General features: G+C 39.3%; 20 protein-coding genes and 1 other annotated feature. Of the genes, 12 read left to right on the top strand and 8 right to left on the bottom strand.

Annotation, left to right across the window (positions count from 1 at the left end):
* Nucleotides 1-75: 75 nt before the first annotated feature.
* The gene (locus tag OMU_RS05230) at nucleotides 76-1,413 is read right to left on the bottom strand and encodes an MATE family efflux transporter (protein WP_016178925.1); all 1,338 of its coding nucleotides are present in this window, start codon (nucleotides 1,411-1,413) and stop codon (nucleotides 76-78) included.
* A gap of 13 nt (nucleotides 1,414-1,426) precedes the next feature.
* Entirely contained in the window at nucleotides 1,427-1,708 is a 282-nt protein-coding gene (locus tag OMU_RS05225) for a metal-sensing transcriptional repressor (RefSeq protein ID WP_016178924.1), read from the bottom strand.
* 334 nt (nucleotides 1,709-2,042) lie between these two features.
* Between OMU_RS05225 and OMU_RS05220 the strand changes: the two genes are divergently transcribed.
* Nucleotides 2,043-3,218 (top strand): AI-2E family transporter, encoded by a 1,176-nt coding sequence (locus OMU_RS05220; RefSeq protein WP_016178923.1) that lies wholly within the window; start codon nucleotides 2,043-2,045, stop codon nucleotides 3,216-3,218.
* 50 nt (nucleotides 3,219-3,268) lie between these two features.
* On the opposite strand, the gene trhA is transcribed toward OMU_RS05220, so the two are convergent.
* The 5 genes from trhA to OMU_RS05195 all read right to left on the bottom strand — a co-directional run bounded on the left by trhA (nucleotide 3,269) and on the right by OMU_RS05195 (nucleotide 6,897).
* Complete coding sequence (trhA, locus tag OMU_RS05215; RefSeq protein WP_016178922.1) at nucleotides 3,269-3,904, bottom strand: PAQR family membrane homeostasis protein TrhA; 636 nt, start codon at nucleotides 3,902-3,904, stop codon at nucleotides 3,269-3,271.
* 87 nt (nucleotides 3,905-3,991) lie between these two features.
* Nucleotides 3,992-4,288, bottom strand: coding sequence for a hypothetical protein (locus OMU_RS05210; RefSeq protein WP_227132440.1), 297 nt, complete (start codon nucleotides 4,286-4,288; stop codon nucleotides 3,992-3,994).
* Between the two features lie 72 nt (nucleotides 4,289-4,360).
* Nucleotides 4,361-5,023, bottom strand: coding sequence for a methionine ABC transporter permease (locus OMU_RS05205; protein ID WP_016178920.1), 663 nt, complete (start codon nucleotides 5,021-5,023; stop codon nucleotides 4,361-4,363).
* Nucleotides 5,023-6,036 carry a methionine ABC transporter ATP-binding protein gene (locus OMU_RS05200; protein WP_016178919.1) on the bottom strand — a complete coding sequence of 338 codons (1,014 nt, stop codon included), beginning with the start codon at nucleotides 6,034-6,036 and terminating at the stop codon, nucleotides 5,023-5,025. The genes OMU_RS05205 and OMU_RS05200 overlap by 1 nt, the downstream gene beginning before the upstream one ends.
* Before the next feature lie 36 nt (nucleotides 6,037-6,072).
* The gene (locus tag OMU_RS05195) at nucleotides 6,073-6,897 is read right to left on the bottom strand and encodes a MetQ/NlpA family ABC transporter substrate-binding protein (protein ID WP_034875974.1); all 825 of its coding nucleotides are present in this window, start codon (nucleotides 6,895-6,897) and stop codon (nucleotides 6,073-6,075) included.
* A gap of 82 nt (nucleotides 6,898-6,979) precedes the next feature.
* Nucleotides 6,980-7,212, bottom strand: a binding site (T-box leader).
* Nucleotides 7,213-7,439: 227 nt separating this feature from the next.
* Between OMU_RS05195 and OMU_RS05190 the strand changes: the two genes are divergently transcribed.
* From OMU_RS05190 to OMU_RS05170, 5 genes are all read left to right on the top strand, one after another.
* Entirely contained in the window at nucleotides 7,440-8,507 is a 1,068-nt protein-coding gene (locus tag OMU_RS05190) for an iron-containing alcohol dehydrogenase family protein (protein WP_016178917.1), read from the top strand.
* 1,096 nt (nucleotides 8,508-9,603) lie between these two features.
* Nucleotides 9,604-10,452, top strand: coding sequence for a ParA family protein (locus OMU_RS05185; RefSeq protein WP_016178916.1), 849 nt, complete (start codon nucleotides 9,604-9,606; stop codon nucleotides 10,450-10,452).
* Nucleotides 10,453-10,464: 12 nt separating this feature from the next.
* On the top strand, nucleotides 10,465-11,004 hold the full coding sequence (locus OMU_RS05180; RefSeq protein WP_016178915.1) for a hypothetical protein: 540 nt from the start codon (nucleotides 10,465-10,467) through the stop codon (nucleotides 11,002-11,004).
* Between the two features lie 651 nt (nucleotides 11,005-11,655).
* Nucleotides 11,656-12,741, top strand: a complete 1,086-nt coding sequence (locus OMU_RS05175) for a replication initiator protein A (RefSeq protein WP_016178914.1) — start codon at nucleotides 11,656-11,658, stop codon at nucleotides 12,739-12,741.
* Nucleotides 12,742-12,798: 57 nt separating this feature from the next.
* Nucleotides 12,799-14,319: a chloride channel protein gene (locus OMU_RS05170; protein WP_016178913.1), complete on the top strand. Its 1,521-nt coding sequence runs from the start codon at nucleotides 12,799-12,801 to the stop codon at nucleotides 14,317-14,319.
* Between the two features lie 57 nt (nucleotides 14,320-14,376).
* On the opposite strand, the gene OMU_RS05165 is transcribed toward OMU_RS05170, so the two are convergent.
* On the bottom strand, nucleotides 14,377-16,281 hold the full coding sequence (locus OMU_RS05165; protein ID WP_016178912.1) for an alkyl/aryl-sulfatase: 1,905 nt from the start codon (nucleotides 16,279-16,281) through the stop codon (nucleotides 14,377-14,379).
* 226 nt (nucleotides 16,282-16,507) lie between these two features.
* On the opposite strand from OMU_RS05165, the gene OMU_RS05160 reads away from it, so the two are divergent.
* From OMU_RS05160 to OMU_RS05135, 6 genes are all read left to right on the top strand, one after another.
* Complete coding sequence (locus OMU_RS05160) at nucleotides 16,508-17,578, top strand: M24 family metallopeptidase (protein ID WP_016178911.1); 1,071 nt, start codon at nucleotides 16,508-16,510, stop codon at nucleotides 17,576-17,578.
* 134 nt (nucleotides 17,579-17,712) lie between these two features.
* Complete coding sequence (locus OMU_RS05155; RefSeq protein WP_016178910.1) at nucleotides 17,713-18,465, top strand: threonine/serine exporter family protein; 753 nt, start codon at nucleotides 17,713-17,715, stop codon at nucleotides 18,463-18,465.
* Between the two features lie 33 nt (nucleotides 18,466-18,498).
* Nucleotides 18,499-18,963, top strand: a complete 465-nt coding sequence (locus OMU_RS05150) for a threonine/serine exporter family protein (RefSeq protein ID WP_016178909.1) — start codon at nucleotides 18,499-18,501, stop codon at nucleotides 18,961-18,963.
* Nucleotides 18,964-19,475: 512 nt separating this feature from the next.
* Complete coding sequence (locus OMU_RS05145; RefSeq protein ID WP_016178908.1) at nucleotides 19,476-20,552, top strand: M24 family metallopeptidase; 1,077 nt, start codon at nucleotides 19,476-19,478, stop codon at nucleotides 20,550-20,552.
* Nucleotides 20,553-20,567: 15 nt separating this feature from the next.
* On the top strand, nucleotides 20,568-21,449 hold the full coding sequence (gene pepI, locus OMU_RS05140; protein WP_016178907.1) for a proline iminopeptidase: 882 nt from the start codon (nucleotides 20,568-20,570) through the stop codon (nucleotides 21,447-21,449).
* 25 nt (nucleotides 21,450-21,474) lie between these two features.
* On the top strand, nucleotides 21,475-22,830 hold the full coding sequence (locus OMU_RS05135) for a peptide MFS transporter (protein WP_016178906.1): 1,356 nt from the start codon (nucleotides 21,475-21,477) through the stop codon (nucleotides 22,828-22,830).
* Nucleotides 22,831-22,952 lie beyond the last annotated feature (122 nt).

Genomic DNA, 22,952 nt, shown 5'->3' with positions numbered 1-22,952 from the left:
TTTAGCACTGCCGCAAACTAAGCTTGTCAATCTCAGTTTGTATATAGTTTCCGTTAAAAAGAACCTTCCAAGTCACTACTCAGAAGGTTCCTTGATGGCTATTACTTCGCCACTAAGATTATGGTTAAATTTATAGACTAGGAATAAAGAACGCAGGTACAGGTCAATCGCGATCGATAGCCAAATACCAGCGATCCCAAGCCCCAAGTACTTAGAAAGTATGATCACACCCACAACCCGAATTCCCCACATGCCAAATGCTGTGCTGTATAAAGGCGACTTAGTATCCCCCATTCCTTGCAAAGCGCCCGTCGTAATCAAACTGATCGCCAATCCCGGCTGTGCGAAGGCATCAATCCGCAAGGCAATCACAATCTGCTGCAACGCTTCTTGATCTGAAGTAAACAACGAGGCAAAAAATGGCGCACCGAAAAATAGAATCACGCCCAGCAGTGACATAAAGATCACACCATATTTAGCCGCCGAATAGCCGTATTTTTTTGCCTGCAAGTAATCCCGTGCCCCAACAGCGTTCCCTACTAAAGTCGTCGCTGCTGTCGCCAGACCATATGCAGGCATATATGTAAAGCTCTCAATATTTCCGGCAATCGAATGAGCCGCAAAGGTTTTGGCACTGATACTGACAATCAAACCAAAATAAAGCACCTGTCCCAACCGCATCACTAACCGTTCCAAAGTTGCTGGAATCGATAGATTGATCAGCGGACGATAATTTCTAACAGTAAACAAGGTTGACCAATCCAATGGACTTTTAGAAAGCTGTACCCTTCGATAAAGCAGCCAACACCCCAGCAGCCGGGATAAAACCGTACCAATCGCTGTTCCTAAAACGCCTAGAGCGGGAATAGGTCCTATACCGAAAATCAAAATATAATCAATCACGATATTCCCAATATTAACCACGACACTGACCTGCATAGGTGATTTCGTATCTCCGGTTGCCCGTAAAATACTGCCAAAAATCGTCATTAGACCCATGAATATCGCGCCACCGCCTACAACAGTGAAAAACCGCAGCGACTCTTGCAAAACAGCTGCCGATGCTCCCATCACACGCAATAACGAGCTACCAAAAAATATCGAGAGCATACCAAGCAGCACACTGATTGCAACGGTTAAAAGAACAGATTGATTGGTAACTGTTTGCGCCTCGTCACTTTTCTTTGCCCCAATTTTTTGAGCAATCAAGGCTGAAGCCCCGACACCTAGCGCGATAAAAAGGGCCAAATACACATTCAAGACCGTGTTAGCAATGCCGACTGCACTCACCGCCACTAAGCCGATCTTTGAAATCATCAGAGCATCAATAAATCCTACTGTCGTCTGCAAAATATTTTCGATCGTCGCTGGAATCGCCAATGCTAAAATTTTATTTTCTTTGAGTGAAGGCATCTAATCACCTCACTTATAGCATCTTGCTGTATTGATGAATCGCCCGCCTTAAACTTTCCAACTCCTGTTCGGTCTTCCCGCTTTCCACAGCATCTATAAAGGTATGATCTGCATGTGCTTCTAGTAATATTTGAGAAATCTTTTGTATCGCTGCCTTAGCAGAATTCAATTGAATGATCACTTCGTCAAAAGGCTTTTCATCAACGATCATTTTCTTGATCCCGCCAATTTGTCCTTCGATCCGATTGATTCGTTTTACAAGGTTATCCACCTGATGATCCGGTCTATGTGACATGTTTGTTCCTCCTCTTTTCCTTTGATAAAACTTGGGTATATTACAGCACTCATCATATGCTATATACCCCCATACCCCATATGGTTATTGTAAAACTTTCAAGTAATAAAGTCAAAATCCACTGTTAACAGACGGAGGGCATAAGAATGCTAATATTTTAATCTCGTTTCTCCAAAAACTCTGAAAAGTATACATGCTTACCTACTTTCGGTATACTATTTTATGCGGATGTTCGTTCAGTAATTTACTATGGCCCAACCTGCTGATATTTTTATTAGCTATCCCATTGAGACCTTGACGACGTTCGAATTAAACATAGAAGGAGACTCATCCTATGGAAAAAGAGAAACCCTCAAAAATCATTCAATTTTTTGGTGGGAAAACATCGTATTACATTATTGGACTGATTATTTTGAGTTCCTTGGCCATCTATTTATTAAATACTGTGTCATTCATTTTTAAACCACTGGTGGTCATTATTACAACGGTGCTGCCGCCGATGATCTTTGCTTTGCTGCTGTATTATTTACTGAATCCAGTAGTCAATTTTCTGAGTAAAAAAGGTGTACCACGCACCCTCGGCATCGTTCTCACCTATGTGGTAATTTTCGGAATGCTTTTCTTTGGCGGTGCGCGGCTTATACCGGTAATCCAAAATCAAGCGCAAGAGTTGATTAAGCAGTTCCCTTCTTATGTCGATGATTTCCAAAAATCGATTCGGAATATTTTGGATGCCACACCATTTGCGACTTCTTCTGATCAGGCTTTGGATTCGTTGGACAAGCTGGCAAAAGAAGCTCTTACCTATCTAGGAAATAACTGGCAAGACGGTGCCAAAGGTTTGGGAACAATCTTTTCAGCAGTTTCCAGTACCGCTATTACCTTGTTTACCGGACCGATTATCGCCTTCTTTTTACTGCAAAGTCCGCATAAATTGTACAATGCAGTAATTGAACTGATTCCGCCACGTTTCAGAAAAGATTCGAGCGCCTTGATCCGAATAGCCAATCAACAATTAGGCGCCTTCTTAAAAGGACAAGTCATCGCTTCCTTGCTGCTAGGCTTGATTTATTGGATCGTCTTCCTGCTGTTAGGGCTGGAATTTGCGACAGTCATTGCACTGGCTGCAGGGATTTTGAGTATCATCCCATATATCGGATCATTTTTGGCCTTCTTACCAGGAATGTTCATTGCCTTTCAGGATTCGAATCTGATGGTGGTAAAATTCGTGATCGCTTGGTTTGTTGTTCAGCTGCTTCACGGGGATTTGGTTGTACCGCGGGTCATGGGAGACAAATTGAAGATTCATCCAATCACGATTCTAGTCGTATTATTGGTAATGGGGGATCTATTAGGATTAGTCGGTGTAATCTTCGGTATCCCGATCTACTCCATGATCAAATTGTTCGTCGTCTTCATCTTTCGCAAGTTCAAGCAGCGCTATAATAAGTACTTCGCTGATGAAGGAGCCTATCGCAACACTGGCTTTTCCGAAGATGATTATCTATAAAAAAATGAGTTGTCTCCGCAATTTGGAGACAACTCATTTTTGATTATTTTTTATAGATAAATCGAAAAGAACATCAGCATTGCGCCAAGCATCACGAACAAATGCCAAACAACATGCATATAGCGGCGATTCTTCATACTGTAAAAGACCGATCCGACGGTATAAGCAACGCCTCCGCCAACTAACAGCAGCAAGCCCTTCAATCCAACACTATGATAAAGACTTGGCAAAGCAATCACGACTGCCCATCCCATCACATTGTAGATGATCGTAGACAATTTCGAGACCGATTTAACTTTGCTTAGCGTCAAGCTTTTGTAGACAATCCCGACGATCGCCGCCAACCAAATGACACTTAACAAAACAATTCCGATCGTTCCTTTAATATAGAGCAAACAATATGGCGTATAGGTTCCAGCGATCAACAGATAGATCGAACAGTGATCAAAGACCTGAAAAACTTTCTTCGCCTTGGTGAAAATCAAGCTGTGATACAACGTTGAAGCTAAAAACAGTAGTAGCAGCGAGACGCCATAGATAATAAATGATACATAATGCAGCCCGCTATCCGCCTTCTTCAGCAAAAAAACAAACCCAACAATACTCAACACTACCCCTATACCATGCGTCACCGCATTCAACACTTCATTTGTGATCAGATATTTCCGGCTAAACTGTGTATTCATTTATTTGTCACCTCGAATAATTTATTAAAGATACTATATCATAGTTAACAAGATAATTCAATCTAGTTTACAAAACTAGATGATAGCTCATCCTAAGGAAATCCCCTGTTTAACCAATTTATAGCCAAAAACCAGCTCGTCCTCTACATAAATCTCTGATTCCTTGGCCGTATTCAATACCTTGATCAGCTCATTCAGTGTTAATACCTGATTTTGCTGTTTCTGTAAAATAATCTTTGACTCTTCTGTTTTGATCCTTAAATGATTCGTCTGTTTATCTCCATCCTTCACAAAAACATAAGTATATGAAGACAGTTTCTTCAGCTCACCCGCCGCATCTATCTGGATTGCAGTCAATAAATCTTTGGCTTTCAACGACCTCACCTCCACTTTTATTATAGCAAAAAGAAAACGATGAACCCGGGGAAAACGCTCCTTCGGTTCATCGTAATATTCTTAGCTTCGATCCAAGCTTTTAGCGATGGTATTGCCTAACGACTGAACAATCTGAACCAGTACAATCAGTAAAATAATCGTGGTGTACATCACTGCCGGCTCATTGCGTAAAAAACCATATTGATAGGCAATGCTTCCTAGTCCTCCTGCTCCGACTAGACCGGCCATTGCGGTAGCTCCGATCAAACCAATCATGGCAATCGTTAAGCCGCGAATGATTCCGCCTCGCGCCTCTCTCAACAGCACACTGCGGATAATATGAAAATGACTGATTCCCATCGCCTGATAGGCTTCGATCACCCCGCCATCGACTTCTAAAAGCGACGTCTCTACTAACCGAGCCAGATAAGGCGCCGTGTAGATGATCAGTGGCAAGAGGACGCCCTGCACACCGATAGTGGTACCCATAATCAGCTTAGTCACTGGCAATATCAAAAATAATAAAATGATAAATGGCAACGAGCGCAACACATTAATAATACTGTTTAAAATCGAATATAGAGGCAAATTGCTGTTCAAACCGCCAGGACGAGCAATGACTAGCAGTACGCCTAAAGGTATCCCGATAACAATTGATAAGCCTAACGCTACAAACACCATCACAAGGGTTTGACCTAATCCTTCGATTACGACATTGCCCCACTGATTCCAAAATTCGCTCATTACACAACCCCCTCAACGATGATTCCTTGATTTTCAATATACTCCTTCGCCGCTTGGAAATCGGCTTCTGTTCCGCCGTCAAACTGAACGAGCAGCTGACCATGACGCTTGTCCTTCAAATAGCCGATGTTCCCGCTGAGAATATTGGGACATAAAGGAAAATCCTTCGCGACCTTTGCCAAAACAGGTTCCGTCGCCTCTTCTCCAATAAATTGCAGCTGAACCAGCCTGCCAGTTCCCTTATAAGACGCTAGGACCTCTTCTGGGACGTTGTAGCCATCATTTGCACCAATGAACCGTTTCGTCGTTTCCTCTTCAGGACGGGTAAACAGATCGATCACAGGACCTACCTCGACGACCTTTCCTTCTTCCATCACCGCTACACGATCACAGATACGCTGTACTACGTCGATCTCATGAGTGATCAGAAAAATCGTGATACCCAGTTCCTGATTGATCTTCATCAATAACGTCAAAATGGATTCTGTTGTCTCAGGATCTAACGCACTGGTAGCCTCATCTGATAATAATATTTCAGGTTCATGAGCCAATGCGCGGGCAATTGCCACCCGCTGTCGCTGCCCGCCGGACAATTGGGCGGGATAATTGTCTTTTCGATCCGTTAAGCCAACTAGGTCTAAATACCTGTCCACACGCTCTGCAATCACCTCTTTGGGCACTCCCTCCAGCTTCAAGGGCTTGGCAATATTTTCATAAACAGTCGCTGTCGATAACAGATTGTACCCTTGAAAAATCATCCCGATTTTACGTCTAGTTAACAATAATTCTTTTTTGTTAAGCTCGCCCAAATCCTGATCATTGATCAAAATTTGTCCTGTTGTTGGCGGCTCCAAAAAATTAATCATGCGAATCAATGTTGATTTTCCAGCACCAGAATAACCCACCACGCCGAAAATCTCGCCCTGTTGGATCGTTAGGCTCACCTCTTTTACCGCTTCGATTCGACGCTTTTTTTGTTGGTAAACCTTTGACACATTTCTAAGTTCGATCATGTGAAGCTCCCTTTCTCATTCATCTATCTGGTATTACTAAAAAGCTGGAACCACAGAGCCTTTGAATTTTTCCTCAATAAATTCCTTTGTTTTGTCTGATTGGTAATATTTCTTAATCTCTTTAACGATCTTGTCATCTTTGTTTTCTGTGCGAACTGCGAAGACATTGTAATTAGGGTTATCCTTTAATGGCTCGTGGTAGATTGCATCATCATTAATGGTCAATCCCGCACCAAAGGCAAAATTGGTATTGATTGCTGCTGCCGCCAGCTCGCCTAGCTGAGACGGAATCTGTGAAGCCTCTAACTCAACGATCTCAATATCCTTAGGGTTTTCCGCAATATCATTTTTGGTCGCTTTAATTTCCACGCCCTCTTTCAGCTTCAGAACACCAGCTTCTTCCAATAGCTTCAACGCCCGATACTCATTCGTCGGGTCATTCGGTACACCAACTTTGTCCCCCTTTTGAAGTTTACTTAAATTCGAAACTTTTTTAGAGTAAACCCCTAATGGGAAAGCCACTGTTTTAAAGGCGGATTCAATTTTATAGTCCTTATCCTTCACCTGCTGCTCAAGAAAAGAGAACGTCTGATAGCTATTTCCATCCAAATCCCCATCGTTTAATGCAGTATTTGGCGTATTATAATCGTCGAAGCTTTTTACTGTGATATCAAGTCCGTCTTTTTTCGCTTGCTTAGCAACCTCTTCTAAAATCTCCTGATGAGGACCCGACGTCACACCAATCGTTACTTTCTTTTCATCCAACGGCTGCGCCTCACTTTTTGTTCCACAGCCTGCCAAGATTCCGCTAACTGCCAATGCCGCTACACTTAATAAAATTCCTTTTCCTAATTTTTTCATCATCATTTCCTCCATATTCGTTTTAAAGTATAATTTTTTTGCCAAAGAAAAAAGCCCGCCCTCTTCCACACATTATGTGTTGGAAAAGGACGAGCTAACTCGCGATACCACCTTCATTTGCAAAAGCCTCACGACTCTTGCCTCAACAAGTACAAGCATACTTGAGCGTTGGTAACGAGCGCTGCCCCGTCATTGCCTACTTATCGGCAATGCCATTCAGAGACCATTTTCTAAATTCTTCCGCATATCCGCTCTCACCTGCCCGGACTCTCTTTGATGCTTCGTCATTTATACTTTTCTCTTCATCACGTTTCTTTGTTTAGCAAATTGTTAAATCGTATCTTACAGGTTAAAATAAAACCTGTCAACACTTTTTATCATTAAAAACACAGTTGACTTTAATTTTAACAAAGCATAAACTAGTTGAAATCTCACAAAACGAATAGATACCATGTTTCATTTAATCATCTTGGTATTCGTTTAAAATGGAGCAAGTCTTCCACTGACGGCTTGTTCTTCAATATAAAAAGGAGTTGAATTCAATGGACATCACTACCGAAGTACGCCCTGGCGCCAATCGCTATGCCAGCGGTGCAAATATCCTGCAAAATTTACCCAGCTATTTAGCTGACTTCAAGAAAATCTCGGTTATCACCGGCGAGAAATCCTCTGAAGCATTCAAAAAATACTATCGCAAGGAACTACATTACCCAACATATCGTTACGATGGCAGTTCAAGCCACGAAAACGCAGTGGAATTAGCCACTCAGATTGGACATGCCGAGTTGATTCTTGCAATCGGTGGCGGACGTGTCATTGATACAGCAAAAATGGTTGCTGAAGAGCTGAACGCCGAGTTAATGGTGATTCCTACATTGATCTCTAATTGTGCTCCATTTACTCCAATTGTCGCAGTCTATCATCCGAATCGGACATTTAAAGCGATGGGATTTATGAAACGCGCACCCTTCTTAACACTCGTAGATTCAAACTTCCTATTAGCAACACCAAAAGATTACTTTGTTGCCGGTATCGGTGATACACTAGCAAAATGGTATGAAATTGAAGGAATTACAAGAAATCTAGCTGAAGATGAAAAATCCGCTTATGTGCGACTTGGGATCGCCAGTGCGAAAGCCATTCAGCAGCTTCTTTTAGAAGATGCCATTCCTGCTATCAAAGACCTTGAAAATCACCAAGCAACCTCTGCCTTCAGTCGTGTTACCGATACAATCATTGGTTTAGCTGGAGAAACAGGCGGGTTTGCTGCATCCTATGGCCGCTCTGGGGGAGCTCATGCTGTCCATGATGGTCTATCTTATTTAGAAGCAACTCATAATCAGCTTCATGGCATGAAAGTCGCCTATGGTATTTTGGTCCAACTAGCACACACAAAAGACCTAGAAGAAATCGAAAAGCTTAGACCCTTTTATAAAAAAATCGGGTTGCCTTTAAAACTGAAAGATCTGGAAGTCTTCGACACATCAAAGAGCGCTTTAACACCAGTAATCGAACATGCCGCCTCGTCAAATGAAACCTTTAATATGGTTGATCCTCATATCACCGCGGATCAAATCTATCGAGCGATTCAAACGATAGAATTTTTATAAAGTTTACTTTTAAGCCATTGAGGTATACCTCAATGGCTTATTTTATTTAAGTTTACCTTTTATCATTCCCAATATATAGTTTACTTTAAATACAATAAATTTTTATCTATTAATAGAGTTCACCTCTAATAACGCTGTTAATTAAGCATTTTATTTAAAGTTTACCTTTTAATATTTTAAATAAAGGTTTACTCTAATATCATTATACTAGATGAATTTCTTTAATTTAAAGTTTACTTTATCAAATAGATTATTTTATTTTTAAGTTTACCTTAAATATCCTACTGAAATATGCCTCTCATCGCTGTTTCAATTACCACTGTTTCTAAGTAGTTATTTTAATCTCGATTCCTTTTATATAATAGATAAAATTCACAGTTTACTTCAATTTATTTTAAATGAAGTAAACCCTATTAAGTATTGAGGTTTACTCTAATTAAATAAGGTTTACTTTAAACTTATATTATACAGTTCACCTTAAACATTCGATTTAAAGTTGACTTTTTATTTATAGGTAAACTTCAATTTAGAATATTTAAGTAAACTTTCTTATTCAAAAAAGTTTACTTAATTTCATATAGAAAAAGTTTACCTCATAACATTGATAATTTTAGAGTTTACTTTTATAAGAACAAATAGTTTACCTTAATCGTGATAAATGCAGTTTACTTTTATTTAAAACGGTTTACTTTATTAAGGGTAGAAAATATATAGAGTTTACTTTTAAATAATCATTGGTTTACCTATATTCTTTTTAAAGTAGACTTTTTTAAAAGACAAATGTTGAAATTAAAGGATATTACTATAGATAAAGTTTACTTTTTATTAAATTCAAGTATACTCTTATATAGAAAAGCGTTAACTCAAATAACCAATTGAGGTAAACTATATATCAGATGAAGTTTACCTCAATTTATACAATGGAGTAAACTTTATTTCTTAATTAAAGTTTACTCTATTCTATGCAATTACAGTAAACTTTATCTCCATAGCAAATTATAGTTTACCTCATTTAATGAATTATAGTAAACCTTATTGATATTATTATCGTTTTATAGTAAACTTTAAATTGAGAAATTACGATTGGAGAATTAGTATGCCAAAAAAAGCTGAGACATATGTAGTAGGGAATTTTAAAGGGGGCGTAGGCAAATCGACGACCGTTCAAATGCTTTCCTTCGAGAGTGCTTTTCGGAAAGATCGTAAGACATTAGTTATTGATTTGGACCCTCAAGGGAATACAAGTGACGTATTGTCGCTAACTGCTGAAAATTTTGGCAATGATACCTTGCCTGACGAATTTGATGCAACCATTTGGGAGGCTGTTCGTTCTGGTGATATTCAGTCCTCAATTTACCAGATCATTCCGAATTTGGATCTGATCCCGGCGAATATTTCATTTTCTGATTTTCCTGATTATATGATTGAGAAATATCCTGGCGATAAATTGTCTCAATTTAAATACATGGAGGAATTGATCGAACCACTTAAGAGTATTTATGATGTCATCTATATTGATGTTCCTCCGACAATCAGCACTTATTCAAATGCCGCCATGTATGTAGCAGAATATGTTATCGTCATTTTGCAAACACAGGTGAAATCACTCAAAGGAGCGCAAAATTACATTGATTACATGAATTTCTTCATTGAACAGTACGAAACAGATCTTGAAGTCGTAGGGATTGTTCCATTTATGATGCAAAAGCGGGACTCCGTTGACCAAGAGATCTATACTGCAGCAAGAGAAATCTACGGTGCGCATCTTTTAGATACGGTTGTGTTAAATCAAAGCCGTTTGAAACGCTACGATGGGTCCGGAATAACCTATGAAATCAACAAAAACGGTAAAGTTGAGCAATGGGACAAGCGCGCACACGAGGTTTTCGTCAATATTTTGGACGAAATTGATGAACATCGCCTCATATTGAGCGGTGAAGAGTAGGGGAGACGTTAAATGGCGAAAAAAATGAAGCTAGATTCGCTTTTAACGGCGAATAAAAAGAATAAAGGCATTGAAAAAATGTCTGAGTATTCCAATCAAGATAAAGAAGAGAAGAAACCTAGCTCTCAAGACCTCTTAGCAAAACGCACGCTAAGCCCAGAAACAGATTTTCGTCGTTCTTCATTTCACGATGAATCGAGACAATTAAATGAGAGAAATCAAATTCAGCAACATCCTCCTCAACCCCAAGAATCAGAAGCAGGGAAGAGAGGTCGGAAACGTCAATATTACGATCCACGTTTAAAAGCTTTAGAAATGCAAAAAATCTCTGCCCGAACTAAGATTCGCATGCAAAATTTAATCAATGCAAAGTTTGATGGGTATACACCAGATAAAATGATTGACTTCTTATACGACTATTATCTTGAAAAAGGTCTTTCAAGAGATGATCGAAGTTTCTTAAATCAACTTGAAGAAGCCTCGATGGAAGAGTATAAAGAGAAGCCAAAGTACCAAAAATTATTCAAAGAATTAGAAAATGATGAGAAATAGACACAAAAAAAGTAAACCGTAATGTAGAGTTCATCTTGCATTACGGTTTACTTTTTTAAAAGTTATCTGTTATTTAAGTTTACCTTTATTATTGTTTATTATTTTTTAAAGTTTACTTTTTCCTAAAGACGAGCTTTCTCTATGTAAGCTGTGGATAACTAAAGAAGTCCTTATCCACATTACTTTTTATCCACATTACAACTCGAACAGGGGGAAGACAATACTTAATTTAAGGTTTACTATAAATACTTTTATATCCTTTAATAAAGTAAACCAAAATTGTTTTTATCTCTATATTATAGTAAACCTTAATTTGTTTTATAAACATAATAAAAGTTTACTCTAAAAAAAGATGGTAGGGAATCGCTTTACAACAGGCTTTTAATCCATTATTCTATACATGTAGAAAAAAACGAAAAAAAGAGTTTAAAGATTTGGCGATCTTTAAACTCAAAGGTTTGAGCTAATTTTGGCGAATTAGCCTGTCACATTTAGATAAACGTTTAAGGGTTAGAAAAATTGGCGTTTGCCTAACCTTCTATTAAGTATACCATATTTTGGATACTTTCTCAATCAAATATCTTGTGACAGTAAGCATTCCTTTAAAACTTTCGTAAATAATTTTGAGAGTGAACAAGGAGGTTTTTTGTCGTGTCCACAAATTTAGAAAATATCATGACAGCAACAAACTTACCCAATGGAAATTATATTCCGATTGATATGAATTTAATTAATAATCCACAATATGAAAAGCTTTCTATTGAAGCAATGATGCTCCATGCCCTTTACACAATGCGCATGACTTGCAGTATTTACAATTCCCAAAAAGACGGAAGCTGGCTAGATGAAGCAGGGATTCCTTATATCTATTTTTCAAACGAAGAAGCGGCAGCTTTGTTACGTGTGTCTGAACGAAAAATAACAACTTTGAAAAATGTATTGATAAAAGCGGGCTTAATTCAGGTTCTGCGTCATGGGTTAAAGAACTATCGTATCTATGTTTCTAATCCTAAAGCCCCTGAAAAGGGAATGGTTGTTCAATTGTCTTTTAAAAATTATATGAGCACAAAAACCTTAACTCCTGTGGAAAACTCAGTTCCCGAAAAAAAAGCCGAGTTATCCACTGTGGATAGACAAGCAGAATCTGCGTCTAGGAGCTCGCAAGATTTGCTTACAAGTACACAAAAACATTTAGCAAAACAAACCACAAATGCAACAAAAGTAACCAGCAAGTCGCCGCAAAACACAGCTACTTCGCAGGATCAAAGTTTAATCGAAGGCCTGAATGCTCGTTACGCTCATTTATTACCACAGCAAGCTTTTCAACGATTTCTACCATTTTGCGAGGGAAATTATCAAAAGGCACGTTGGTTTGTTGATACTATTTTCAAAGCTAAATATGCCAGCACACAGCAATATATCCAAGCAGGATTACCAGCAGAAGCTGAAGTATTAACCTTTGAACACAACGAATATTTCAAGGCTGACATTGGGGATGCAATTGCTAAGGCTATCGAACAAATGTATCGTTATAAAACGGTTAAAAATCCAGAAGGGTTCTTTTTTGCCTTCATGAAGGGCTTCTTTACCGAGAAAACTCGACAATACTTAATTGATCATTACGAGCTAACCGCTGATCTTAAACAAACGCTTTCATCGGTTCAATTAATTATTCAGCAAAAAAATCTGCGGCAAAAGCTTGAAAAAACGCAAAAAGTCTCTAAAAAGGTCTCCTAAGAACGAAAACCTTTGATATAATGTAGCGGAGTCTATCAGTATAGAAAGGTTAATTTTATGAATAAGTTTAAACTAGCACTTTTTGGTTATAGTGGGCTTTTAGGATTAGCTGTAGGAGTCATTATAGCTTTATTTATGGGGCTGGCAGAGGTAGGTCATCAACTTTTATGGCAGACACTGCCTAAAGCGCTGGGTGATCCGCGCTTTTATCCTTTGATTCTTTGTACGATTGGTGGGGTAGCTATTGGTTTTTTTGTTAAAACGTTTGGACGGTACCCCCGAACCTTGCAAGAATCTTTTGATGAGTTTCAAGAAACACAGCGAGTCGATTATCACGATGGAAAGCTGATTCGAAATTTACTAGGCGCTTTGATCGTGTTGCTATTTGGCGCAAGCTTAGGGCCTGAAGCGGCTCTGGTAGCAATCATTGGTGGTCTCGTCACGTATATGGCTGATCGGAGGAAGCTCTCCGCTGACCAGCGAACCGATATGATCGAGTTTAGCATCGGGACATCCATGGGTGTTATCTTTATGACACCATTGTTCGGTGTGGGACGTTCGGTGGAACGTGATAATTGGCAAGTGGTGACGGAAAGTAAACTTAAAAAATACGTTTTATACATTTTTACGACGTTTACAGGTTTCATTGGTTATCTTTTAGCGTACAATCTCTTTCCTAACCAAGAGCAAGTGTTTGCGATTCGCAGAATGGAGAGCAGTTTTACTTGGCAAGGTTTGCTGCTGGTTATTCCCATGATTATTTTAGGCGCGCTTTTTGGGAAATTTTTCTTAGTTTTACAAGAAAAGGGCGATAAGCTGAATCAGCGGATCAAAAATCCACTGCCGTTAGCTATTTTAGCGGGAGTACTTCTAGGATTATTGGGAACGATCTCTCCATACTTTTTATTTTCCGGCGAGCATAGTCTCTTGTCTTTTACTCGTCAGGCAGAAACGATGAGTTTTTTCATTCTGCTATTAATCGGATTTGGTAAGGTAGCGATTACGATGATTTGTCTGGCCTGCAACTGGCGTGGCGGAACAATCTTTCCGATGATTTTTGGAAGTATCGCCGTTGCATTGGCTTTTGCGAATCTATCGCCGTACTCACCTGGCTTATTGGTAGCTGTTTTTACAGCTAGCGCTTGTGCAGTAATCTTGAAGCAGCCATTTGCTACAGCCTGTTTATTTTTATTACTGTTTCCAGTGGAATTATTTTTGTGGATCTGGTTAGCGGGATATCTGGGCAACTTGTTTTTACAACGAATTCCCTTTTTCCACGAAGAGCAAACAATTAAATCCTTTAAATTTCCTGAATTGCCGAAGCGAACTAAAAAACCTTCAGTAAAAACAGAAGAAAAGAGCGCTACACGAGATGTTTCAGAATTAAGAAAAGCAGCAGATCGTAAAAAGGCTGAAAATTCAGATGTGCAGCCGCGTGTTGCCAAACCAAAGCAAGAAATTTTAACCCGAAAAGAAGCTCGTCCGTCACGTGAACCAAAACGAACGGTTGAAACCAAAACAGATAGACCCTCATCTGATGCACCAATGACTCGGATGAGTCGCCATCGACGTAAATAAAAAGCAGCAGAAATTCTCAATAGAAAATTTCTGCTGCTTTTTGGTTGTTCCATTTTATTAAGGTTCAATAATATTGAAGTAACGTTCGTCAGGATTTATTTCAAATAGCTGACGCCATTCTTTTAGTTCCTCTGTTTTCGTATAGAGAAGCTGATTCATAAAAGGTATTCTGTTTCCACGATAAAGATATTCTGGTGAAGCTAAATTGGTTGAATTAATTGGAAAGTAAGTTAAGATTCCTCGCCAATAATCAAGTTGGTAACAAGAGCTTCGTTGTTTGTATGCGCCATTTTCAAAAGTCCAATCATCTTCAAAAACAACTATACCAGAAAGCTGTTTGTCGCTAGGGATAGTGAGTAAACTTAAATAATTGAGCACCATTTCCCCAGTGAGATGACTGATCAGATCCTGAGATCCATTGGCATAATGATCGGGATTTTTGATTGTTCCCTGCGCGAGCTCCAGAGCACCAGTTAAGTATTCATTACGCCAAGTACCTGACTCTGCCTGATACCCCAATTGGGTGAGAGCCTTATTGCAAAGAAGGCGCGCATCCTGATTGTCTGGTTCTGCGAAAACGATCAGATTGGTTACTTTAGCTACCCAGCGATAGTTACCGTTTTGATAGTCTTCAGCGGCTTTTTGTAAAATTTTCTGTGCGCCACCCATATAATTGATGAAATTTTTAGCTTCTTCAATCGGCGGCAGCGGGTCCAAATTAACTGGATTCGAATCATACCAGCCCATATATTTTTGATAGACGGCTTTGCTATTATGACTCAGTGTTCCGTAGTAAGGTCTTAAGTACCATTTTTCCGTTAATTCTTTTGGCAGCCTAATCTGACTTTCAAGTTCGTTAATGGTGTATCCTTTATTGATAGCGGATAACGTCTGGTCATGGATACCTTTATATAATCGAGCTTGAGAGATTAAGTAATCTTTAATTGCGTCGGGGTCTTCGGCTGTTGCATATCGCGGCCAAGTGTGAGCATGAAACATTACCCGAGCTTGTTCTCCAAATAATTGCTGGGCTTCTAGAAGATATTTTGCCCAAGCTGTCGCATCACGAACCTGAGCTCCTCGTAGTGTATATAAATTATGCATGGTACAGGTACAGTTTTCTGCCATCCACAATGCTTTATACTGAGGAAAATATGTGTTCATTTCGGCGGGAGCTTCTGTACCGGGAGTTAATTGAAAAACCATTTCTAATCCATCTATTTCCAGCGTTTGATTTTCAGTAATCTCTTTTGTCGGCAGCTCAAAACTAACCGTTCCTAAAGACTGTCCTTGACCGATCCCGATTGACAGTGAGCCAGTGGGGGAATTTTCTAGCAGGGTGCCATATTGGTAGCCTGCTCTTCGTCCCATGGCTTTGCCGGCCATCAAATTTTCAGCAATCGCGGCTTCAGTAAAACCTGTTGGAGCAAAAATAGGTATCTCTGGCTCTAACGTGAAATCAGGAAACAACCCGCGAATTCCGCCAAAATGATCCACATGAGAGTGGCTGATAACAATTCCTGCAATGTGTCCGTCAACAATTGGATAGTCATTTTCTTCAAACCAGTGATTAGCAAATTCAATCGCTGCTCGGGAACATTCAATACTCATCAAGGTGTCAAAAATCACCCAAGTATTTTGCGGAGTCAAAATCAGACTCAAGTTCGCCATATCAAAGCCGCGAAGTTGAAAAATCTTATCCGTTACACGAAATAATCCTGTCTGATGATTACAGCGGGCATTTTCCCATAGACTGGGATTTGCGGAAGTAGGGCAGTCCTTCTCCAAAAAATCATAAGCTTTTTGACTCCAAATCACTTTGTTTTCTTGGATAATTTCAAGTTTGTTAAACGAGGCAACACAGTTTTGTCTGGCAAGGTTCAACTCGTGATTATGATTGAAAGGCAAGCTGGATTTCACATGTTGATTATGCTGACAGGTATGATGACTAGCTTTTTCCATAAGTACCTCCTTTTAAAAATGTGATAAACCAATGGTAAGCGATTTCGCGATAAACTGTCAAACTAGAGCTGATGGTCAGAAAGACTTAGAGGAATGAACCGCTAGAATGGTTATTTATGGTTGTTGCTGAGAGTATATTTTTTTGAAAGCGTTGACCAAAGTTCCTGCGACTGCTACTCTATTCTTTAGAAGGCTAGAACTTCAAAACAGAAAGGAACGTGTGACAATGTTAAACGAAGCAAAGATTCGTGCGTATTTGGAAAAAGAGAAATTGGACGCTTTTTTTATTGCTAAAAGAGTAAATGTTCGTTTTACTAGCGGCTGGACAGGAGACGATTCATTTATTTTGCTCACACAAGAGGGACAATACTTTTTGACTGATCCGCGTTATACCGAACAAGCGGATATTGAAGTACCAGATTATGAAATCATTAATTGGCGTTTGCCCGGACGGACTGTCGGGGACACAGTGGCACGCTTAGCAAGTGAGAAAAACATAAAGACGATCGCTTTTGAAGCAGATTATCTGACCTATGATATGTATTCTGATTTCACCTCGAAGACCAAAGCGGAATTTGTTCAAGAGGGTGGTGTAATTGACCGCATGCGTGCCATTAAATCACCAAAAGAAATTCAGTACATGCGCAACGCTTGCGAAATTTCATGTCGTGCACTTAATCGGCTATTACCGGAAATTCGCATTGGGGTAACAGAAAAAGAATTAGCAGCTAAGCTTTCTTTATACATGGTACAAGAGGGTGCAGATACGCAGCCATATGGAAATATTTTAATTTCTGGCGCAAATACCTCTTTGTTACATGGCATTCCATCGAAAAAATCAATTGAATATGGTGATTTTGTCTTAATGGATTTTGGCTGTCAATACGAAGGTTATATGTCTGATATGACACGTACGGTCGTTGTCGGAAAGGCGTCAGAAAAACAACGAGAAGTGTATGAGCTTGAAAAACAAAGTCTAGAAGCAGCAGAAGCAGTTATGAAAAATGGCGCCGCAGTGAAAGACATCTATCAAGCATCATTGAAACCATTGGCGGGAACAGAATATCCGCAATATACGTATCGGAATATTGGTCATAGTATCGGGTTATTTGTTCACGAATTACCATACATTGACGAACAATATGATGATGTATTGGAAACGGGTATGGTCATGACCATTGAACCTGGAATCTATATTCCGGATTGGGGTGGTGTCCGAATTGAGGACCAAGTCTTGATCACGGATGACGGCTATGAAAATATGATCAGTATTTCTCATGATTTGATTGAATTATAAGATTGAGATAGGCTATACTAAGACGACGACGGCAGAGGCTGTCGTCGTTTTTTAAACAAGTAATCACGTTAAACTATTGATGAAAAAAACGTATGATTTGGCAGATTATTTACGTAAAAAAGGGAGTGAAACCGATGAATGAACAGGAAGCTTTTGATTTCGTCTATGATATTGGGGAAACACTATTAAAGAATGGTGCGGAGATCAAGCGGATTGAGACGACCATACGCCATATTGCGGAAGCTCTGGATTTGAAGGAATTTGATAGTTTTGTTTTAATCAATGGGATTTTTATGACAGCTCGGCTGAAGGATCAAACAGTCCAGGCTCGTGTACGGGATATTCCGATTTCTCCAATTAATTTGGGGCGGATTGAACAGATCAACACCTTATCGCGTCGCTTAACAGAAAAACGTTTGAGCCCAGAGGATGCCAATGAGTGGCTGCAGGAGATTAAAAATGAGTCCTTTGCTTCAAATCCATTAAAAATTTTTGCCTATGCTTTTGGCAGTGCCAGCTTCTGTTTTATTTTTGGAGGAAGTCTTTGGGATACCATCGGTGCATTCATTTTAGGTGTGCTATTAGCCTGCTTTTCTATGTACTTATTACCGAAATTTAATATGTCGGATATTATTTCAACAATTACCAGTAGCGGCTTTGTCAGTATTTTAGCTTGCTTGTTTGTTCATTTTTTTCCGGTACTGCAGCTGACTAGTCTAGTTACTGGTGGAATCATTTCATTGCTACCTGGTGTGGCGGTTGTTAATGGTATACGTTATTTATTTGATGGCGACTACAGCTCTGGCTGGGGGCAGATGATCAATGCTCTTATTACCGCTCTTTGTGTTTCTGTGGGAGTTGGACTTGTCTTGCAATTATTTAGCTAATTTATTTGAAAATTGAAAGGAGTGAAAGCAATCATGGTAACTACTTTGCTTCAAATCCTAGCTGGGTTTTTAGGAACAATCTCATTTGCGATACTTTTTGAGGTTCCCCGTTGCTATTATGTTCACTGCGGAGTAATCGGCGCTTGCGGTTGGGCCATCTATTTGCTGATCATGCATTTTTGGGTTGCACCAGTTGCTGCGACATTTATTGCTTCAATGGCATTGATTTATCTTTCACGAGAAGCGTCCTTTGCTTTAAAAGCACCGGTGACAATTTTTTTGATTTGTGGTATTTTTTGCCTTGTTCCCGGAATGGGAATTTACAATTTTACTTATAATTTTTTCATCGGTGATTCCATCAAAGCCGCACAAATTGGTGTTCAAGTTTTGAAGATCGCTATCGCAATTGCTGTAGGGATCACAGTGGGTTATGAGTTATCACCTAAATTTTTCTATTCCTATCATAAAATGCAAAAGAATAAAAATTCACTCTCGTGAATAAAATGTAGAAACAATTTTGTTGTATAACAGAATTGTTTTTTATTTTATTTCCATTCGAAAAAACAAACTAATTGTTTTAGAAAGTGTTATTGAAAATCCCATTATTTTAATAGAAAAACAAAACCATGAGAGAAAGATAAGGAGCAGAAATAACTGGAGAAATAATAGATTTTGGGACAATTTTTTTGATAATTATTCCAATCAAATGGCGATTTAGAAAAAAACTTTAAAGAATTGTTTAAATAAGCCGAAAGATATAGTAAACTAGTGGAAGCGGATACCTATAATTTTAGTTGATTTTATTCTGTGAAAGACTTGAAATTCAAATGATTTTATGGTTATTTTAAAACTAGTGATAGGTGAATAGCTGCACAATTTTTTTGTGTTGTTTTCGAACTGTTGCATAGCAGTTAGTTTCCGCGAAAAGGATTATTAACAGCTACGTGAAAACAGAGCTGTTTTTAATAATGCCGCCAGGCTAAGAATATCAATAGAAGGAGTGAAACATTTTGAAAGAACGTCGCGTTGAAAGAGTAATTGAGAAAATGAAAGAACAAGGTTATGGCCAACTGCTAGTTTCAGATCCAACAACTATTTTCTATCTAACTGGTCGCTGGATTCATCCTGGTGAACGGTTGTTAGTATTAGTAATTACTCCAGAAAATAAAAACACATTGATCGTTAACAAATTATTCCCAATCGAAGAAGACTTGGGCGTGGAAAAAGTATTTATTGATGATACCGACGACGCTGTGAAAAAAGTACTTGAGTATGTTGATACTGACAAAAAAATTGGTGTAGATAAGAATTGGCCTGCGCATTTCTTATTACACTTATTAGAGCTTGTACCTAATGCTAAATTAGGCAATGGTTCGGAAGTCACTGACGCGGTCCGTGCGATCAAAGACGAAGAAGAAAAACAATTAATGCGTGATGCGCAAGCAGATAATGAGATCGCGATTGATCGTTTGAAAAAATTATTGCCACAAGAACTAACAGAAGCTGAAATGGCTGAAAAATTAGGCGAGATCTACAAAGAGTTAGGCAATACCGGCTTCTCATTTGATCCAATCGTAGGTTATGGCGCAAATGCGGCAGACCCTCACCATGAAACGGATGATTCAAAAGTTAAACCGGGTGATTCAGTCATCTTAGACATCGGCGGAATCAAAAACTCTTATGCTTCCGACATGACACGGACATTCTTCTATAAAGAAGTATCAGATAAAGGTCGTGAAGTGTATGAAATCGTTAAAGAAGCTGCCCAACGTGCGATTGATCTTGTGAAGCCAGGGGTTAAATTTTCTGAACTTGATGCTGCTGCTCGTGATTACATCACGGAAAAAGGTTACGGAGAATACTTTACTCACCGTCTTGGCCATTTTATCGGGATCGATTGTCATGAAACAGGGGACGTTTCAGGAGCAAATGATGCTGTCGCAGAAGTAGGCAATGTCTTCTCGATTGAACCAGGAATTTACATTCCAGGCGAAGTCGGTGTACGGATCGAAGATTTAGTAATCGTGACAGAAGATGGCTGCGAAAACTTGAACCATTATCCGAAAGACTTAGAAGTAATCGGTTAGGAGGCCGCGCAACGTATGAAAATCGAAGAAGGATATATGCCTTATCTAGGGCATCAAACTTATTATCGAGTTGTTGGAGAACAAAGCGGGAATAAGAAACCATTGATTGTCATGCACGGCGGACCTGGATCAACCCATAACTATTTTGAAGTTCTTGATGAAATGGCGGTCGATGGCCGCCAGATCATCATGTATGATCAACTAGGTTGCGGGAAATCTGCGGTACCTTCACAGCCGGAACTTTGGACGGCGGAAACATGGGTCAATGAGTTGATTGCTTTGAGAGAGCATCTAGGTTTGGACGAAGTTCATTTACTAGGCCAATCTTGGGGCGGAATGTTAGAAATCATTTATGTTTGTGATTATGCACCAAAAGGCATCAAGAGTATGGTACTTTCTAGTACATTGCCTTCTGCCAAACTTTGGGCGCAAGAACAACATCGGATGATCAAATTTATGTCAGAAGAAGATCAAGCAGCCATTGCAAAAGCAGAAGAAACCGGCGTTTACGACGATCCAGCTTATCTGGCGGCAAATGATCGCTTCATGGTACGCCATGCGGCTCCAGTATTTACTAAGGATGATCCTGAACCATTGTGGCGTGAAAAAGTAGCTGGTACTGAAAGCTATGTCACGGCTTGGGGGCCAAATGAATACTCGCCGGAAGGTACTTTACAAGGGTATGATTATACCGAAAAGCTGCGTGATGTCACTATCCCGACACTTGTTACAAGTGGCACAAATGATTTGTGTACACCTTTAGTAGCAAAAACCATGTATGATGCGATTCCAGGCGCAAAATGGGAGCTGTTTGCTAATAGCAGACACATGCCATTTGTAGAAGAACGTGAAAAATATATGAAGTTGTTGGAAGAATGGCTCGCAGCGAACGATTAATTTTTTAAAGAGAGAAGGAATGATAGTGGAAACAACTCCAGTAAAAACAAAGAAACCTTTTGGGTTTTATGTCTGTGCATTAGGGTTCTCGTTTGAACGATGCGCATTTTATACGGTAAAATATATGTTGGCGATCTGGATTGCGGTTAATGTGGGCTCTGGAGGTCTTGGACTTTCAACTGCAAAAGCTGCATCAGTATCAGCTGCTTTCGTTGCAATGACTTACATTACTCCAATTTTTGGTGGTTGGTTAGCCGATTATTGGTTAAGTCCACGCCTTTGTGTGGCTGCCGGAATGATTTTGATGGGTGTAGGTTATCTATTTACTTGGCAGGCAGATTCCCTGACTATGGTTTGGATAATGATTATCTTAGTATCGATTGGTACTGGATTATTCAAAGGTAATTTATCCGGGGTAAACGGGTTGCTCTTTGATGATGAAAAAGCACTGAATGAAGCTTTCTCTGTTCAATACTCATTCGTAAACATTGGTTCATTCATTGGAACGACTTTCTTAGTATTGTTAATTCCCACATTTGGCTATAATTTTGTTTTCTTAATTTGTGGTATTTTACTATTGGTTGATGCACTATGGTTTATTTTCAATAGCCGTTCATTAGGTGATGCAGGAAAAAAACCATTTAAAATTGACCAACGTAAATTTGAATCTGCCGGTAAAAAGGAAGAAGGCGCGGATGCAAAATTAACTTCGGGGGATAAAAAACGTATCCTAGCGATTATCTTAGTTACAATTTTTTCTATTGTATTCTGGACAGTTTGGTATTTAGCTTATATGCCAGCTTACTATTACTTTGGATATGGTGATGGCGCAGGCTTCTTAGAACGAGCAAACTGGCTAGTAGGTAGCTTTAAAGTTCCAACTTCTTATTTTGACTCAATGAATGCATTAACTTGTATCATTTTAGGCCCACTATTAGGTCGTTTGTGGACTAAAATGGCTGCCCGTCCTAAAGGTGATATGAGTATGTTTAAAAAGACAGCATTGGGTATGATTCTAGTAGGTGTCTCTTATGTTGCGATGGTTTTAGCAGATATCATCGGTAAAGGACAAACATCAATTTTATGGTTGGTATTAGTAAGTCTGTTGATGTCTGTGGGTGAAATGATCTTCTCTCCACTAGGCAACTCATTTATCGCGAAGTTAGCACCAGCTAAAGTAATGGGCCTATTATTAGGACTATGGCCAATCGCGGTATTCTTTGCGACTATGATTTACCCTAAAATTTATGCAATTTTAGAAACAAGTGATCCTTCTCGATTCCAGATGGGCTATGGTATTTTAGCCGCAGTTGTTATCGTGTTAGGTTTAGCGTTATGGTTTGGAAGTAAAACTCTTGATCGATTAGAACAAGATGATTAATCAATTTTTAGCACTTGCCTCAATCTGGCAAGTGCTTTTTTTGTCTTTAATAAAATAGTTTGAACCGTGCCAATTATGAGATTGTTAAAGAGAATAATCAAGATTCTTTAATGTGAACCTAT

Source organism: Enterococcus avium ATCC 14025 (assembly GCF_000406965.1).
In the GTDB taxonomy this organism is placed as follows: Bacteria; Bacillota; Bacilli; order Lactobacillales; family Enterococcaceae; genus Enterococcus_A; species Enterococcus_A avium.
The sequence above is the reverse complement of the archived record's forward strand: the minus strand, read 5'-3'. Positions and strand labels throughout refer to the sequence as shown.

Excerpts from the sequence above, each read along its gene's own strand:
- OMU_RS05225 (WP_016178924.1), bottom strand. The coding sequence starts at position 1,708 with ATGTCACATAGACCGGATCATCAGGTGGATAACCTTGTAAAACGAATC.
- OMU_RS05170 (WP_016178913.1), top strand. The coding sequence starts at position 12,799 with ATGAATAAGTTTAAACTAGCACTTTTTGGTTATAGTGGGCTTTTAGGA.
- pepI (WP_016178907.1), top strand. The coding sequence starts at position 20,568 with ATGAAAATCGAAGAAGGATATATGCCTTATCTAGGGCATCAAACTTAT.
- OMU_RS05220 (WP_016178923.1), top strand. The coding sequence starts at position 2,043 with ATGGAAAAAGAGAAACCCTCAAAAATCATTCAATTTTTTGGTGGGAAA.
- OMU_RS05230 (WP_016178925.1), bottom strand. The coding sequence starts at position 1,413 with ATGCCTTCACTCAAAGAAAATAAAATTTTAGCATTGGCGATTCCAGCG.
- OMU_RS05195 (WP_034875974.1), bottom strand. The coding sequence starts at position 6,897 with ATGAAAAAATTAGGAAAAGGAATTTTATTAAGTGTAGCGGCATTGGCA.
- OMU_RS05200 (WP_016178919.1), bottom strand. The coding sequence starts at position 6,036 with ATGATCGAACTTAGAAATGTGTCAAAGGTTTACCAACAAAAAAAGCGT.
- OMU_RS05155 (WP_016178910.1), top strand. The coding sequence starts at position 17,713 with ATGAATGAACAGGAAGCTTTTGATTTCGTCTATGATATTGGGGAAACA.
- OMU_RS05150 (WP_016178909.1), top strand. The coding sequence starts at position 18,499 with ATGGTAACTACTTTGCTTCAAATCCTAGCTGGGTTTTTAGGAACAATC.
- OMU_RS05165 (WP_016178912.1), bottom strand. The coding sequence starts at position 16,281 with ATGGAAAAAGCTAGTCATCATACCTGTCAGCATAATCAACATGTGAAA.
- OMU_RS05185 (WP_016178916.1), top strand. The coding sequence starts at position 9,604 with ATGCCAAAAAAAGCTGAGACATATGTAGTAGGGAATTTTAAAGGGGGC.
- OMU_RS05205 (WP_016178920.1), bottom strand. The coding sequence starts at position 5,023 with ATGAGCGAATTTTGGAATCAGTGGGGCAATGTCGTAATCGAAGGATTA.
- OMU_RS05180 (WP_016178915.1), top strand. The coding sequence starts at position 10,465 with ATGGCGAAAAAAATGAAGCTAGATTCGCTTTTAACGGCGAATAAAAAG.
- trhA (WP_016178922.1), bottom strand. The coding sequence starts at position 3,904 with ATGAATACACAGTTTAGCCGGAAATATCTGATCACAAATGAAGTGTTG.
- OMU_RS05160 (WP_016178911.1), top strand. The coding sequence starts at position 16,508 with ATGTTAAACGAAGCAAAGATTCGTGCGTATTTGGAAAAAGAGAAATTG.
- OMU_RS05190 (WP_016178917.1), top strand. The coding sequence starts at position 7,440 with ATGGACATCACTACCGAAGTACGCCCTGGCGCCAATCGCTATGCCAGC.